Source organism: Sphingobacterium sp. UBA7625, assembly GCF_002484085.1.
Taxonomy (GTDB): Bacteria; Bacteroidota; Bacteroidia; order Sphingobacteriales; family Sphingobacteriaceae; genus Sphingobacterium; species Sphingobacterium athyrii.
Map to the genome: position 1 here is coordinate 19,927 of NZ_DLJD01000041.1, position 15,707 is coordinate 35,633.

Genomic DNA, 15,707 nt, shown 5'->3' on the forward strand with positions numbered 1-15,707 from the left:
GCATTTTGGTTTTCGGCATTATCATTAAATTTTCCAACGACTTTCGCATAGGTTACGCTTTTTGTCATCGGGTTGGTGATTTTTAAGATCGTTCCGACGGGTGCACTTTTGTGAAGTGCGAGGTTGCTTGTGCCTTGAGTAGACAAACCATCAATCCATACGCCAATCCCCCGCTCGGATTTTTCGCGTATCCCGTAACGGTTTGTTGAAATTTGATTTTCTTCTTTATCGTCATCGTTTGTGGAATCGGGCGCAATAATTTCGATTCCTTTAGGTTCAACCAATTTTGGTCTTTCCGGTGGCAGTGGCTGATTCGGAATCATTAATTTCATTCCACCGCTTATGATGTTGTTTTTGAGGTTATTGGCTTTTTTGATGTCCTCAACAGTAATACTAAACCTCTTGGATATGGCATATAACGTTTCTTTTTCACCAACAATATATTCTGTGAACCCCTGTTGTGGGTTACGCGGATTCTGCTGTGCAGTGTTACCTGTGTTTTTATTTACCGGAGGAGCAGGTTTTCGTCCAGTGGGGACTTTAACAATCTGTCCGAGGCTTAATGTGCCATTACCATTTATCTGAGTGAGCTGACCTACCGTTGTTTTGTACTTCTTGCTGAGCTGATAATAATTATCGCCTTTTTCGATCTTGAAAAGGACAAATTCTTCGCCGTTGATTACCTCAGTACCGACGGAGTCGGGAACAGCATTTACACGTAATGAAGTGCGATTTTTCGCTTCGACTTGTTGAATTGATAGCATTGAAATCGATAAAATGACTACCTTTTTATATGTATTTAATTCGAATAATAGTTTCATATATTTTGCAATTATACTAAATACGAAACAAACTCCCGTTTATTGTCTGTCAAAAGGAATATTTGTTTGTTAACAAGAAAATAGATGTTGAAAAATTTTAATGGTAACTGATCGACTGCAATTACAGCGTCAATTAACCGCTCTTTTGTTGATTGCACTATCCGGATTTGATAGTGATTAGCTGTGTTTTTTTCATAGAAAGCCCAAATAAAATAGTCATCCAATGCACTTATCCAAATTTCGCCATCGGCGGTGAAATCTGTCAAAAATTGGGGAATTTGACCATTGTAAATTACAGGGTAGACTATTTGGCTGTCAAAAGGTTTAAATGATTCCTCTTTTTTGTTTTCAATGGACATTGTTTTTAAATCTAAAAACAACTGCATTCCTTGCGCGATCATTTTGGGACGAAGCAGTATTCCTCCATTGACCATTTCAACAAAAAGATAATTAAACCAGGTTTCTTGCTGATTTGGCTGATAACAGTCAATGATCTGTACACCTGCATCAATGGGTGAATTACTGGAGATCTTTTTTAAAATAAGCTTCTGACATTGAATTCCTGCAAGCACCCACTCTTTGCTTATTGCCTGGAAGTCTTGAAGTACATCGTTTCCTTCGAAAGTAATGACATTGAAATAGGGGCGTGTGTCTGCTGGATTCCTGGTCTCCACAGCAATCAACCTACTTTCAGCATCGATTTCGATCCGCCAGATGGGATAGGTAAATACGGCATTGAATGCTTTTGAGATTGTCTGATTCGTCATGTGATTTTCAACCAAGAGGACAAATTTACTAAAAGCTTTTAAATTATGGTTGTCGGGATTGTAATAAATAAAAAACGTCCAGGTTAGCTGGACGTTTTTTTCTGAGATGAATCTCTTAAAATTTAGAACCGATTGTCAACACGACATTCGTCCGTTGATTTTTTATATTGGCTACTGGACTCGTGTTGTTCCAGTACTGTTCCTCTATAAGATAAGGTCTTTCTTCATACTTGATGGAATTGTAGGCTCCGGTCAGATCAATATACATACCGCGGCCAAGTTTTGCGCCAATACCCAAAGATGCCGTATAGTTGGTGTACTCCACATCTTTATAAGGATTGCCACTGTAATTAAAACCAGCTCTGCCACTAAACACGTTATCAAATAAAACTTCACCACCAATGCGCGCATTGAACGCACCTTGATAAGAGTCTTTTATCTTTTGGTTCATTTCCTGTTCCAAAGCTTTATTATATGCGCCGGGATCTTTAAATCGCATCGCCGCATAATCTACCCATTCTACATCTGCGGTAATTAATCCTCTGGAGAATACCTGACTGGCACCTAAGGAGAGCTTGTATGGGGTATTCATATTGTACTCGAGGTAGCTATGCCCTGCATCATCGCTGGTACGGTATTCTTTAAAGGACTTATCTTCATTCGGTTTAAAATAACGGAATTCGGAATTGCTATAAGATTCGTCTCGGATGCTCATGAATGTCGGAGACTTCGCTGTAAAGCCCATACTAAAGGTCGGTGTAAATTTATAGATTACACCTAACTTGAAATCCACCCCTGTACCATCCGTCACTTGTGCATAGTCATCATATAGCTCATAATCCTTGTCCAGCATCTCGCGTTTTTTAGCATATGCTGCCTCCGGTTTTAAATATTCAGAGTCTTTATTGATTTTTGTCAGTTGGTCAGCGGTCATCGTTTGACCGTATTCCGTAAACCAACTTGAGTTGTCGTAACTAAAAGCAGTAAAACCTAATGCAGCTCCCAAGTATAATTTGTTGCTATAGTTGGCACCAAAAGATAATACAGATTCTGATTTACTTCCCTTTTCTAAGATGGAATTGACTTGATTAAAACCATCTTTTCCATCATAATTACCGAAGCTCGTAATAGGGAAATAGTTTCCTTTGTTGTCGGGATCCAAATCATCAAACAGCAGCGAATTATTATAAACTTCCTGTCCCCAGCCTTTCATCCCGCCGGGTGAAGATAGGCGGTCAGAATAGGCATCAGTAATTGAACTCGTATTATTGACACCTCTATACTCTAAGAGGTTGTTATAGACATAATTTCGGTTGTAGGCTATACCAACATTGAAATTCAGCCAGCCTCGCTCCAGGTTTCCGCCATTTCGGTAAGTAGGTAAATGAAAGACGATGCCGGCATTATCCAGGTTGAAATTATTTTTGCTGCTATTCGAATTTTGGCCGAAATAATCTGTTTTATTTTTATTGTTAAGGTATCTGCCTGTTACGGAGACATCGGATTGATTGAAGTAACCTAAGCCCGCCGGGTTTCCGGTAATTGAGCTAATATCACCACCTAATGCGGTAGATGCGTTTCCCATTGCTTTGAAGCGAGCAGTACCGCCATTGTCCCCTTGGGAAAACAAAAGTACATCTTTCGTATATTGTGCTTGGGCAGTTCCCGCTGCACCTAGTAAAAATGCAGTTCCAAAAAGTATTTTTTTGATCGTCATAAGCTAAAATATCGTCTGTAATGAGCAGTAGCACACAGGATTATGTATGCTACTGTAATTTGTTTTTTTATCACTAGCGTGTACGTCCACCGCTAGATCTTGAGCTTCCGCCGCCACCGGAGAAGCCGCCGCTGGATCTTGAACTTCCACCTCCGGAGAAGCCACCACTTGAGCGTGATGAACCGCTATCATAACTTCTTGTTGGCGGAGTATAGGATGGTCTAGAAGTTGATCCCGGATTGCTTGAGCGCGTTTCCATCGAACGGCTCATTGGACGGGAAACTTCACCTGAGTTAGTCCGTGTTCTGGAAGTACCACTGGAACTCCGCATGCTTGGGTATGTTCCATTTGTTCTGTCTGAGCTCCGTGTTCTGCCACCATCGGGATATCCGCTTCTTGTAGAGATACCATTTGAAGTTCTCGTTCTGCCGCCTGTTCTATCATAAGAGGAACCACGTGAGATAGAACCGTCAGAATTCCTTGTCCTACCGCCGCTAGTCCGGCCATTGGAAACGGCCGTAATACGTCCCCTGGAATCCCGGGCAACACCGGTACGATCATAAGTTCCTGAAGTTCTGGTACGGGAAGATGAAGTACGGACATTGTAATTGTCTCTATAGGATGATCGCGAAGAAGCATAACGTGGTCTTGAGTTACCCCAATAGCCACCGCCCCAATAACCATTGCCATACCAGCCAGAACCCCAGTATCCGCCGCCATACCAGCCACCCCAAGGGTAATAACCACCATACCAAGGAGATCCCCAGCCCCAGCCAGAACCCCAGCCCCAGCCTAAACCGATAGACCATGAAGAACCCCAGCCGGATCCCCAGCCCCAACCTAAACCGAAGGAAGGGCCATATCCATACATCCCACCGAATCCATAACCATACCATGGATCGAAGAATGGATCAAAGTAGGTCATTCCCGGAGAGGCATAATAGAATCTGTTTATCCGATTTGCATATTCAAGATCTTCATAAGAATCGTTGTTGTAATCCTGATCTGAATATTCGTCGTCGTAGTAACCGTCTTGAGTCTGTCCTCCTTGTTGAACCTGATCCGCATCTGTGTAATAGTAATCTGGACTTTGATAGACTTTTTGTCTAGCCTGTCCATTATTGCCATAGACATCGTCGCCATAGATTTGCCTACTTGTACCGCAGGAACCTAACATAAATGCTCCTGTCATGGCAAGTGCTCCGATAAATAATCTATTTTTTTTCATAATATCCTAAATCGTTATTTTCGATTATACAGCCTTATTTACTATCTTAGACGCAAATTTCTCGACGGGGTTTAATCGAAGTAATCAAAAATACAAATATTTTTTATTGAACGCTTTTTGTATTGGAAATACAGACGAGATTTAACGTAATAATGTTACAATAATTTATCAATTTCATATGAGTAAAGGAATAACAAGTCGTGCAGAAGATTATTCGCAATGGTACAATGAACTTGTGATCAAAGCTGATCTGGCTGAAAATTCAGCTGTACGAGGCTGTATGGTGATCAAACCATACGGATATGCTATCTGGGAAAGAATGCAAGCAATCTTAGACAAAAGATTTAAAGAAACAGGCCATAGCAACGCTTACTTCCCTTTATTCATTCCCAAGTCTTTTTTTTCTAAAGAAGCTGCCCATGTGGAAGGTTTTGCCACTGAATGTGCGGTGGTCACTCACTATAGATTAAAAAACGATGGTACAGGTAAGATTGTGGTCGATGAGGATGCAAAGCTGGAAGAAGAGCTGATTGTACGCCCGACCTCTGAAACGATTATATGGAATACCTACCGCGGCTGGATCGAATCGTATCGGGATCTGCCAATTTTGGTTAACCAATGGGCAAACGTGGTTCGTTGGGAAATGCGTACGCGTCTTTTCTTGCGTACAGCTGAGTTTTTATGGCAAGAAGGGCATACTGCACACGCAACCAGCGAAGAGGCTATTGCCGAAACAGAACGTATGCTCGATGTCTATGCAGAATTTGCGGAAAATATTCTGGCTGTACCTGTTGTACGTGGCCGCAAAACCGAAAACGAACGTTTTGCCGGTGCCTTGGATACCTATTGTATCGAAGCGCTTATGCAAGATGGCAAGGCGTTGCAAGCCGGTACATCACATTTTCTTGGACAAAACTTTGCGAAAGCTTTTGACGTGAAGTTTACGTCTAAAGAAGGAAAACTGGAGCATGTATGGGCGACCTCTTGGGGGGTTTCTACCCGTTTGATGGGCGCTTTGATTATGGCGCACTCGGATGACCAAGGATTGGTATTGCCTCCAAAATTAGCACCAATTCAGGTTGTTATTGTTCCGATTTTTAAAACTGATGAAGAAAAGGCACAGATTGACGCATTCGTGAACCGGTTAACAGATGAGTTGAAGGTAAAAGATATCTCGGTGAAATACGATGATCGCGATACGCAGCGTCCGGGCTTTAAATTTGCGGAATGGGAATTGAAAGGTGTGCCTGTGCGTGTTGCTGTTGGTGCAAGAGATATGCAAAATGGAACCGTGGAACTGGCACGTCGTGATACCCAAACAAAAGAAACGGTGGCGCAGGAAGGATTGGCTGGAAATATTGAACAGCTCTTGCATGCAATACAGGAAAATATTTACCAAAAAGCGTTGGATTTTAGAACTTCCCATTTTACTGAAGTAAATTCTTACGATGAGTTTAAAGAAGTGCTGGAAGGTAAAGGTGGATTTATTTCTTGTCATTGGGATGGAACCACAGAAACAGAAAAACGTGTGAAAGAGGAAACAAAGGCAACAATCCGTTGTATTCCTTTGGACGCCAAAGAGGAGGAAGGTGTTTGTATCTTTACGGGCAAACCTTCCAGCAGACGCGTTTTATTTGCAAAAGCTTATTAATCTTTTGATCTTATGCGGATACTCATTTTAGGATGCGGATGGCTGGCAGAATCGTTTGCCATGGATATGAAACATCAGGGACATGAGGTCTGGGCAAGTACCACACAATATGAAAAATACCATCGGCTTAAAACTGATGGTATTTTTTCGTTTATTGCTGACTTTGACAACGTTAGTACATTGCCCGACACGCTTTTTCCGAACAAATTCGACTTTGTATTAAATAGTATTCCTGCTAGCCAAAAAAATAGTCTTTCTGGTCTAGAAAAGCGTTTTTCGAATGTTTCAAGATTTCTTGAAAATATTCAATGGACCAAACAGCTGTTTCTGAGTTCTATCGGAATTTATCCGGATAAAGATGCAGTTTACCATGAATTGAATGCTGATGGAATCGAGTTTTCCGAAAAACTCCTTTTAGCGGAGCAATTGATGTTGCAGCTACCGCAGACCTATATATATCGCCTTGGTGGGTTATTTGGTAAAAATCGCATTTTCGCCAAGTATTTTGCGAATCGTGTCTGTACCACAGGCGAACAGTTTGCGAATTTTGTTCATAGCGATGATGCCGTGCGTTTAATTACTTTAGCTACCGTAAAAGATTTCAGTCACCGCATTTACAATGTAGTTGCACCAATACACCCTAAAAAAAAGGAGGTTATATTGGCTTCTGCACAAAAATATGGCTTCGATTTGCCCATAAAATTTGAAAAAGGGGATTCTTTTCAGAAAGTAGTCAGTGGAAGCCTGCTGCAAAAGGAATTGGATTATCATTACATCCGGCCCGATCCGCTAGATTTTTAAGTGTATAGAAAACGGCAAACACTTATCTTTTTCGAATAAACTTAAATTTGCACAATGGGTGTAAATAATTAAATAATTTCATTATTTTAACGTCAGTTCTGCTAGAGAAATTCGTATAGAATAGTTGTCCATTAAAATTTGGATAGTGATGTGGAGTATATTTTAGGTATACAGCACTATTCGTATGAGTAAATCACTAGTGAATTTAATATTTTAGCGCATATAAAGAGCCATGACAAACGTAGAACGACATCAATATATTTTAAAGCAATTAAAAGAAGTGGGTATAGTCCAGGTAATTGATCTCTGTGAGGAACTGGGGGTATCTTCTGTTACCATACGAAAGGATCTGACACTATTGGAGGAGAGCGGTCTACTTTTTCGCACCCATGGTGGAGCGACACAATATAATCCGTATACAACGGACCGAACGGTATTTGAAAAAGAGAAACTTCGCTCCGATGATAAAAGCAGAATAGGGAAGAAGGCTGCTGAGATGATCGAAGAGAATGATTCGATTATTATTGCCTCCGGTACAACCATGCAATCGTTGGCCAGACAGATTGTACCTAAGGGGAATATCACCGTGGTAACTTCAGCGTTGAATGTAGCCATGGAATTGATTAAATACCCGTCGGTTGAAATTATGCAGATGGGGGGGACTTTGCGAAAAACGTCTACTTCCGTCACTGGAAAATATGCTGAGAATCTATTGCATGATTTTTACTGTAGTAAATTGTTTTTAGGGGTGGATGGGATAGATCTGGAATATGGTGTGTCGACTTCCAGCGCACAGGAAGCCCAATTGAATCGTATCATGATAGATACTGCCCAGAAGGTTGTTGTCCTTGCTGATTCCTCTAAATTTGGAAGACGTAGTTTTGGGCGGATCTGTGGATTTGATAAAATTGATGTATTGATTACGGATGATAAAGTGAGCGCCGGATTTGTTGAGTCGCTGGAAAAATCTGGTGTTCACGTTGTTGTTGTATAGCTTGCTTTCCGGTGGCGGTGGATTGGAGCAATAGAGCCCATAAACAGAAAGGCTCACTGATATTGTCAGTAAGCCTTTCTGTTTATACGTAATTTATCGTTAACCGAGTGCGGGTTCTTGCTGACTCAGGCAGTGAAAACTTCCCAGTCCCCAGATAATGTCCACTGAATTGATCCCAATAACTTTTCGTGATGGAAAACAACCCTGGATGATATCCAATGCTTTCTGATCATTAGCATCATCAAAAATAGGCACGATGACGACATCATTTGCGATATAGAAATTAGCGTATGATGCCGGGAGCCTGGTGTCCTCATAGATTACCGGTGCAGGCATTGGAAGTTCGACAATATGAAGTGACTCTCCATTTAATAATTTGAAAGAACGGAGCGTTTCCAGATTCTCCTGTAGGATCGCATAGTTTTCATCTTCGGGATTTTCTTCGACAACGGTTAAAACTGTATTTTCATTTACAAAACGGGTAATGTCGTCAATATGGCCATCTGTGTCGTCACCAATGATTCCGTCACCCAACCATAGCACCTGCTCTTGCCCATAGAATTCTTTGAGATATGTCTCAATTTGCTCTTTTGTAAAATTAGGGTTTCGGTTTTCATTGAGTAAACATGCTGTTGTTGTCATAATAGTTCCGGCGCCATTGAATTCGACAGAACCACCCTCCATGACGATATTAGGTGTAAATAGAGGAAGGTCAAACTCTTTGGCTATACGCGTAGGGACAACATCATCGAGATCGAAGGGCGGATATTTGCCTCCCCAGGCATTGTATCCCCAGTCAACAACCGCTTTTGCGCCCGAATTTTGATTGATAAGGAAAGCAGGACCATGATCTCTACACCAAGCGTCGTTGGTTGGATTGAAATAGAATTCAATATTGCTAAAATCTGCTGTTATTTTTTTTAGTTCTGCGATCGCAAAAGCCTTCATTTCTTCGTTCGCGACATTGATTCTGACTTTCTGTCCAGACGCAACAGCTTTAATGAATTCGCAATAAGGTTTGTATATGGTTTCAATTTTCCCGGGCCAAGATTCCTCTTTATGCGGCCAGCTCAACCACAACGCTTCTTGTTTTGCCCATTCCGGGGGAAATGAAAAACCTTGTTTTTTTGGAGAATTATTAAAATACGCCCGTGTGAAAGTGCTTTCTTGTTCCATGCTTTAAAATGTAAAAAGCCATTTTAATTCGTTCTTCCGTATGAATCACAAAATTAAAATGGCCAATATGATTTGCTATTAGTCTTCGTCAATAAAACGTTTGGTGATCGGAGAATAGGTTTCTATTCTGCGGTCACGTAGAAAAGGCCAATGTTTTCTAAAATAATCAGATTCACTTAGATCCAGTTCGACGACTTCAATTTCTTCTTTGTCATGGGAGGCGAGGTATAATATCTTACCCTGTCCATTTGTCACAAAGCTACCGCCCCAGAATTTCATGGCGCCATCCTGTTCAAATCCAACCCTGTTGACGGATACCACAGGTACGCCATTTGCTACAGCATGGGAACGTTGGATGGTTTGCCATGCGTTGTATTGATCCTTGTTGGTTTCTTCATCCTGATCTGTCGCCCAGCCGATTGCCGTTGGGTAGAAAAGAATTTCTGCACCCATTAATGCGGTGATCCTGGATGCTTCGGGATACCATTGGTCCCAACAGATCAATATGCCGATTTTGCCAAATCTTGTTTTGAAAACTTTATAACCCAGGTCGCCCGGCGTAAAATAGAATTTCTCGTAAAATGCCGGATCATCAGGGATATGCATTTTACGGTATTTGCCTAAATAGGATCCGTCAGCGTCCAACACGGCCGTCGTATTATGATAAAGGCCTTCAGCTCTTTTTTCAAATAATGAGGCGATAATAACGACTCCTGCTTCTTTCGCAACAGCGGATAGGGCGTCTGTAGACGGGCCCGGGATAGATTCAGCTAGGGCGAAATTGTCATAATCTTCGACATCGCAGAAATATAAAGAAGTAAAGAGTTCTTGCAGACACACAATTTGCGCACCTTTTGCAGCGGCTTCTTTTACTTTAGCGATTGCTTTTTCGAGATTCTCTTGTTTGTTTGCGGTACAGCTCATCTGTACAACTCCAACTTTTACTTTGCTCATTCCTTAATGCTTATTTAATTCAGGCACAAAGATACTATTCTTAATTTAGATTTGATTGTTGGGAAAAACAAAAAAGAGCTCTTAAAGCTCTTTTCGTAATCTTGCGACGGGTATGTTTAATGCTTCCCGATATTTTGCCACGGTCCGGCGTGCGATATTGTAACCTTTCTCTTTAAGAATTTCGGTTAATTTCTCATCGGCCAATGGTTTGCGCTTGTTCTCTTTAGCAATGCACTCCTCCAGTATTTTTTTGACCTCTTTATTCGAAACTTCCTCACCGGAATCAGTTTGGATTGCCTCGGAGAAAAATGATTTTAACAGGAATGTCCCAAATTCAGTTTGTACATATTTTGAATTTGCTACACGGGAAACGGTCGAGATATCCATGTCGATTTTATCGGCGATATCCTTTAATATCATCGGTTTCAATTTGCGGTCATCACCGCTAAGAAAATAATCGTATTGATATTCCATGATGGCATTCATGGTTTTGAGCAAGGTTTGTTGACGCTGTTTGATTGCATCAATGAACCATTTAGCCGAATCAAGTTTTTGTTTGACAAACTGTACCGCTTCCTTCATTTTTTTGTCCTTTTGATCGGATTTTTCATAATGCTCAAACATGTGCTGATAGTCACGGCTTATGCGGAGTTCGGGCGCATTACGTCCATTCAGGGTCAGATGAAGGATGCCATCGTTGTTGCTGATATGAAAATCGGGAATGATATGAAGCTGTTTGCCTGCGACTGCTCCTGAGTCACCCGGTTTTGGGTTAAGCTTTAGGATTTCATTCACCACATTTTTCAAGTCTTCAGACGAAACTCCCAGAGATTTTTCGAGCTTATCATAATGTTTTTTTGTGAATTCATCCAAATAATTGGCAACGACTTTAATTGCCAGTTTTATTGTAGGGTTGTTAATGTCTTTTTTTTGCAGTTGAATCAAAAGACATTCCTGGAGATCTCTGGCACCAATCCCTGCAGGTTCAAAATCCTGGATTACTTTTAGCATATCCAATACCTCATGCTCTTCGGTCATGACATTTTGACCAAAAGCCAGGTCATCTACTAAATTTATGATCGGACGTCGCAGGTAACCATCGTCGTCCAGACTTCCGATAATTTGTTGGCCGATTAAAAAATGCTTATCGTCCAAAGCCAGAAGGTCTAGCTGTTGTTGCAGTTGTTCGTAGAAAGAGTGCTGGATGGCAACTGGCATTTCTTTTCTGTCTTCGTCATCATCACCGTAATCATACCCATTTCCATAATCTTTGTAATCGTCCTCTTGTATATAGTCCTCCAAACTGAAATCATCTGAATCGAAACCTTCTTCGTTATCAAAATTGTCATCCGGATCTTTATCCGGATATTCTTCGATTGGATCGGTCATATTAGTCAAGCTACCATCTTCTAATGCAGGATTTTCTTCTAATTCTTCTTTTATTCTGGCATCTAATGAAACTGTTGGTACCTGCAACAATTTAATAAATTGAATTTGTTGTGGCGACAGTTTTTGTAATAGCTTTTGTTGTAATGTCTGTTTTAACATGCTAATAGTTGACTAGTTTACATCTAAATTTAAGCAAATATCATTATTATTTTAAAATAAAATAGATAATATATTAAAAGTAGGTATAATATTTGCGGAACGCGTTAGCTAACTTATTGATCTCAACAAAGTCCTTCTTCAATTTTTTTTACATTTTAATTCGCGATAGTGAGCAAAACAAGGTCAGGGAAATGTGTTTTTACCCATTGACCGTGTTCGAATAAATGCTTATTTTTTATTGTTAAAAAATGTAAATAGTTAATTAGGGAGATGTATTTAGTTGTATATTTAGCCCCTGAAACACGTATAGGCGCATATTGAGCAGGGGTAAAACCTTTTGCTGATTCAATATGTTGAATATAAGATAAATTTCCATTTATGTTTAGACGTATAAAGAATCGGATTCTTCGTTATCTCGTTATTGCAATATATTTCGTTATTGTGTTGGTTTGTGCCATACAACTTAATTTTTTGTGGCTGTTTGGCTATTCCCCCACAAAAAAAGATATCATTATGCCCAGCCTAAATATTTCGACTGAATTGTATACCGCTGATAGCGTATTGATCGGTCGGTATTTTGATGAAGATAGGAACCCGGTTCCTTTTGATAGCATTCCTAAAACGGTGATTAATGCGCTTATCGCGACTGAGGATGTGCGTTTTTATCAGCATAATGGCGTTGATTTTTTAGGTTTGGGGTCGGGTATTATCTCTACGTTAAAAGGAGATAAGCGCGGTGCAAGTACGATTACACAGCAGTTAGCCAAGAATCTTTACCGTACACGTTACAACAAAGCCGGAGGGCTGTTGACCCGTTTGCCTGTTGCCGGACTGGTCATTACCAAATTTAAGGAGTGGATGACGGCTTATAAGTTAGAGCAACGGTATAGTAAAAACCAGATATTGGAAATGTATCTGAATACTGTTTCTTTTAGTAATAATGCCTATGGTATAGAAACCGCTGCAAAACGTTATTTTTCAAAAGGAGCCAATCAGCTGAATCAAAATGAAGCAGCGGTGTTGATCGGTATGCTGAAGGGAACAACTTTGTATAATCCGATCAGAAATCCTGAGAAGGCATTTGATCGAAAAAATACCGTGTTGAGTCAAATGCATAAGAGTGGCTTTCTGACGAAAGCAGCTTATGATGCTTTAGTTAAAGAGAAGATTGTCTTGAATGCCAATAATAAGGATGTGAATGCTGGTGGGGATTCTTATCTGCGTACCGCTGTGGCTAAATGGTTGGAAAAATGGTCAGAGGAAAATAATTACGATATCTATACGGATGGTTTAAAAATATATACAACGATCAATTCAAAACTTCAGAAACATGCTGAGGAAGCTGTGGCGAAACAGATGGCTGAGTTGCAGCAGCGCTTAAATAATACCTGGGATGGTCAGGAGCCTTGGCGTGATCTTTCCGGAAAAGTAATTCCGAACTTTTTGGAGAATTTGGCAAAGAAGACCCCTTATTATGCATTCCTCAGTAAGAAATATGCAAATAGTCCGGACAGTATTAATTACTTTCTGAATAAAAAGAAAAAAATGGAAGTCTATAACTGGAAGGATAATGGTAAGATTGAAAAAGAGATGTCCACGATGGATTCCTTAAAATATTATGCCATGATGTTGAATGCCGGGATGATGTCAATGGATCCATATTCGGGTGAAATTAAGGCCTGGGTAGGCGGTATAGATCATCAATATTTTAAATATGATCACGTGATGCAGGCGAAACGACAAGCCGGTTCGACGTTTAAACCTTTTGTTTATCTGGCTGCCCTGGAGTCCGGGATGTCACCTTGTGACAAGATTACCGATAAGCCTGTTACCATAAAGATTGACAAGGGGGATTCTATAGAAGTGTGGGAGCCGAAAAATGCAGATTGGAATTTTTCATATCGTGAAATGTCGTTGCGTCATGCGATGGCCCGATCTATTAACTCGGTTACTGTTCAGCTGACCGATATGGTTACTCCGGCGAAAGTTGTTGATGCGGCGCAGCGTTGCGGCATTACGAGTAGGCTCAATCCGGTAGCATCTGTTGGGTTAGGGCCGAATGATGTGTCGGTCTTTGAAATGGTTAACGGTTACTCGACGATGATGAATCATGGGGAGCGTGTCACACCAGTACTGGTTTCTAAAATTGAAGACCATGACGGAAATGTTATCGCTACCTTTCAGGCAGAACGTAAACAAGTTGTCGATAAGCAAGATGCCTGGTTGATGACTTACATGTTGCGTGGCGGGATGGAAGAGCCCAGAGGTACATCACAGGGATTGTGGGAGTGGGACCTTTTTGATAAAGAGAATCAAATTGGCGGTAAGACCGGGACATCTTCCGAATATGTTGACGGCTGGTATATGGGCGTGACGAAGGATCTGGTTACCGGAATCTGGGTTGGATGTGATGAAAGAAGCATACACTTCAAGAATTCGCATACCGGAGAAGGTTCCCGAACAGCTTTACCTATATTTGGTGTATTTTTGGAATCCGTCTATAAAGATAAGCGATTGGGGTATACACAGGGGAAATTCCCTGAACCTACAGTCGAAATCACAAAGCCATATAAATGTGAGACTCCGCGTTATAGTGATCCGGAGCCTGAACAAAGTGATTCAACAAGTGTTGATGAGCAGACGGATGAAGGGTTTATTGGGCCGGAAGAGGAGTCGACAGAAGGATCCGCTGAGCGCAATCACAACGAAGAGGGTGTTAGCGAAAATACGGGTACATCGGAGAATCCGTAATTCATGTAAAATTAGTTAATGGTTATCCTGTTGGATCTATGATAAATAGCTACCTACTAAAAAATTAGGTGGCTTTTTTTATTGTATTTTATCAGGCGGCGTAATTACTGTTTCTCTTGGCGTAAGACTGCTGTTGCTGTGGGAAGAGGTTGTTCCAGTTCGGGTTATTCTTGCGAATAATTCGTTCGATTTGTAGGTGTGTGAAATTTTGCAACTCGTTCATTCTCTTTTTAGCGCATGCCAGTTTTGAAAAAGCTTCGGAATAGATGATTCTGTTTAAATTGGCCCCCTGCTGAAAGGTGAAACTATTCGCTTGCTGAAGCTCTATTACAGTGCTGAGTATATTGGAAGTAAAGTCGATTTCAAAGTATCTTCTGTTGTTGTCAGTTAATATATATACAATAAAATTGCTCATAATGCTAAATTATTTGGATGTTTAAATTTTATTTACTAATTTTATTGGCACAATATTACTAATAAATTTAGTTTTTGCAAAATATTTTTTGAAAAAATAATATGTCAAATATTTCATCCAACTTGAAATTCCTTCGAAAAGGAAAGAAAATTACGCAGCAGCAATTTGCTGATATCATGGAGATTAAAAGAGCTTCTGTCGGCGCTTATGAAGAAGATAGGGCAGAGCCTAAATATGAATTGCTAAAAAAAATTGCCGAGTTTTATGGGCTAACCATGGATGAATTGGCAAATGATGTGATTGATGATAAATGGAAGCCGGTGCCTAAAAGCAATGCTTCTAATCTCAGGGTATTGAGTGTAACTGTTGATGGCAGTGATCGTGAAAACATTGAGCTTGTGCCGGTTAAGGCGAGCGCGGGCTATTTAAATGGCTATGGCGATCCTGAGTATGTGGCTGAGCTTCCGAAGTTTTCGCTTCCGATGTTCGGGCAGGGGACTTTTCGGGCATTTGAGATTAAAGGAGATTCGATGTTGCCTTTGCCATCGGGATCCATTATTGTCGCTGAATATGTCGAAAATTGGCATGATATAAAGCCCGGTCATACCTATGTGGTCGTATCGCGCGAGGAGGGGGTAGTTTACAAGCGTATCGCTTTTAAATTTAAGGAGGACAAAGGTTTAAAGCTTGTTTCTGATAATAAAACATATGAACCGTACTGGGTGGAAACTTCTGATATTCTTGAAGTTTGGAAAGCGAAGGCTTTTATTAGCACACAACTGCCGGAGCCAACACCTGAACCGACGATGGAAACATTGACCAGTATGATGGCGCAGATGCAAAAAACAATTAATGCAGTTGTTGACAATTCGAAATAATAGAAA

General features: G+C 40.7%; 13 protein-coding genes. 5 read left to right on the forward strand and 8 right to left on the reverse strand.

Features of this window, described 5'->3' with window-relative positions; translation table 11 throughout:
* The 4 genes from B4G94_RS17565 to B4G94_RS17580 all read right to left on the reverse strand — a co-directional run.
* Nucleotides 1-821 (reverse strand): LysM peptidoglycan-binding domain-containing protein (locus B4G94_RS17565; protein ID WP_286860511.1); only part of this gene is annotated, 821 nt, incomplete at its 3' end.
* A gap of 11 nt (nucleotides 822-832) precedes the next feature.
* Nucleotides 833-1,588: a hypothetical protein gene (locus B4G94_RS17570; RefSeq protein ID WP_286860514.1), complete on the reverse strand. Its 756-nt coding sequence runs from the start codon at nucleotides 1,586-1,588 to the stop codon at nucleotides 833-835.
* A gap of 115 nt (nucleotides 1,589-1,703) precedes the next feature.
* Nucleotides 1,704-3,305 (reverse strand): OmpP1/FadL family transporter, encoded by a 1,602-nt coding sequence (locus B4G94_RS17575; RefSeq protein ID WP_286860516.1) that lies wholly within the window; start codon nucleotides 3,303-3,305, stop codon nucleotides 1,704-1,706.
* A 73-nt stretch (nucleotides 3,306-3,378) separates the two neighbouring features.
* Complete coding sequence (locus tag B4G94_RS17580) at nucleotides 3,379-4,533, reverse strand: hypothetical protein (protein WP_286860519.1); 1,155 nt, start codon at nucleotides 4,531-4,533, stop codon at nucleotides 3,379-3,381.
* Nucleotides 4,534-4,711: 178 nt separating this feature from the next.
* Between B4G94_RS17580 and proS the strand changes: the two genes are divergently transcribed.
* From proS to agaR, 3 genes are all read left to right on the forward strand, one after another.
* On the forward strand, nucleotides 4,712-6,184 hold the full coding sequence (proS, locus tag B4G94_RS17585; RefSeq protein WP_108632320.1) for a proline--tRNA ligase: 1,473 nt from the start codon (nucleotides 4,712-4,714) through the stop codon (nucleotides 6,182-6,184).
* 12 nt (nucleotides 6,185-6,196) lie between these two features.
* Nucleotides 6,197-6,985 carry a GDP-L-fucose synthase gene (locus B4G94_RS17590; protein WP_286860522.1) on the forward strand — a complete coding sequence of 263 codons (789 nt, stop codon included), beginning with the start codon at nucleotides 6,197-6,199 and terminating at the stop codon, nucleotides 6,983-6,985.
* A gap of 232 nt (nucleotides 6,986-7,217) precedes the next feature.
* The gene (gene agaR, locus B4G94_RS17595; protein WP_108632318.1) at nucleotides 7,218-7,979 is read left to right on the forward strand and encodes a transcriptional repressor AgaR; all 762 of its coding nucleotides are present in this window, start codon (nucleotides 7,218-7,220) and stop codon (nucleotides 7,977-7,979) included.
* 99 nt (nucleotides 7,980-8,078) lie between these two features.
* Here agaR and B4G94_RS17600 read toward each other — a convergent pair whose 3' ends face one another.
* The 3 genes from B4G94_RS17600 to rpoN all read right to left on the reverse strand — a co-directional run bounded on the left by B4G94_RS17600 (nucleotide 8,079) and on the right by rpoN (nucleotide 11,657).
* Nucleotides 8,079-9,155, reverse strand: a complete 1,077-nt coding sequence (locus B4G94_RS17600; protein WP_286860523.1) for an agmatine deiminase family protein — start codon at nucleotides 9,153-9,155, stop codon at nucleotides 8,079-8,081.
* Between the two features lie 78 nt (nucleotides 9,156-9,233).
* Nucleotides 9,234-10,109 carry a carbon-nitrogen hydrolase gene (locus B4G94_RS17605; protein ID WP_165306298.1) on the reverse strand — a complete coding sequence of 292 codons (876 nt, stop codon included), beginning with the start codon at nucleotides 10,107-10,109 and terminating at the stop codon, nucleotides 9,234-9,236.
* 81 nt (nucleotides 10,110-10,190) lie between these two features.
* Complete coding sequence (gene rpoN / locus B4G94_RS17610; RefSeq protein ID WP_108632315.1) at nucleotides 10,191-11,657, reverse strand: RNA polymerase factor sigma-54; 1,467 nt, start codon at nucleotides 11,655-11,657, stop codon at nucleotides 10,191-10,193.
* 378 nt (nucleotides 11,658-12,035) lie between these two features.
* Here rpoN and B4G94_RS17615 point away from each other — a divergent pair, with 378 nt between their 5' ends.
* Nucleotides 12,036-14,408 carry a penicillin-binding protein 1A gene (locus tag B4G94_RS17615; RefSeq protein WP_286860527.1) on the forward strand — a complete coding sequence of 791 codons (2,373 nt, stop codon included), beginning with the start codon at nucleotides 12,036-12,038 and terminating at the stop codon, nucleotides 14,406-14,408.
* A 91-nt stretch (nucleotides 14,409-14,499) separates the two neighbouring features.
* On the opposite strand, the gene B4G94_RS17620 is transcribed toward B4G94_RS17615, so the two are convergent.
* Complete coding sequence (locus B4G94_RS17620; RefSeq protein WP_286860529.1) at nucleotides 14,500-14,823, reverse strand: hypothetical protein; 324 nt, start codon at nucleotides 14,821-14,823, stop codon at nucleotides 14,500-14,502.
* 101 nt (nucleotides 14,824-14,924) lie between these two features.
* On the opposite strand from B4G94_RS17620, the gene B4G94_RS17625 reads away from it, so the two are divergent.
* Nucleotides 14,925-15,701, forward strand: coding sequence for an XRE family transcriptional regulator (locus B4G94_RS17625; protein ID WP_108632312.1), 777 nt, complete (start codon nucleotides 14,925-14,927; stop codon nucleotides 15,699-15,701).
* Nucleotides 15,702-15,707 lie beyond the last annotated feature (6 nt).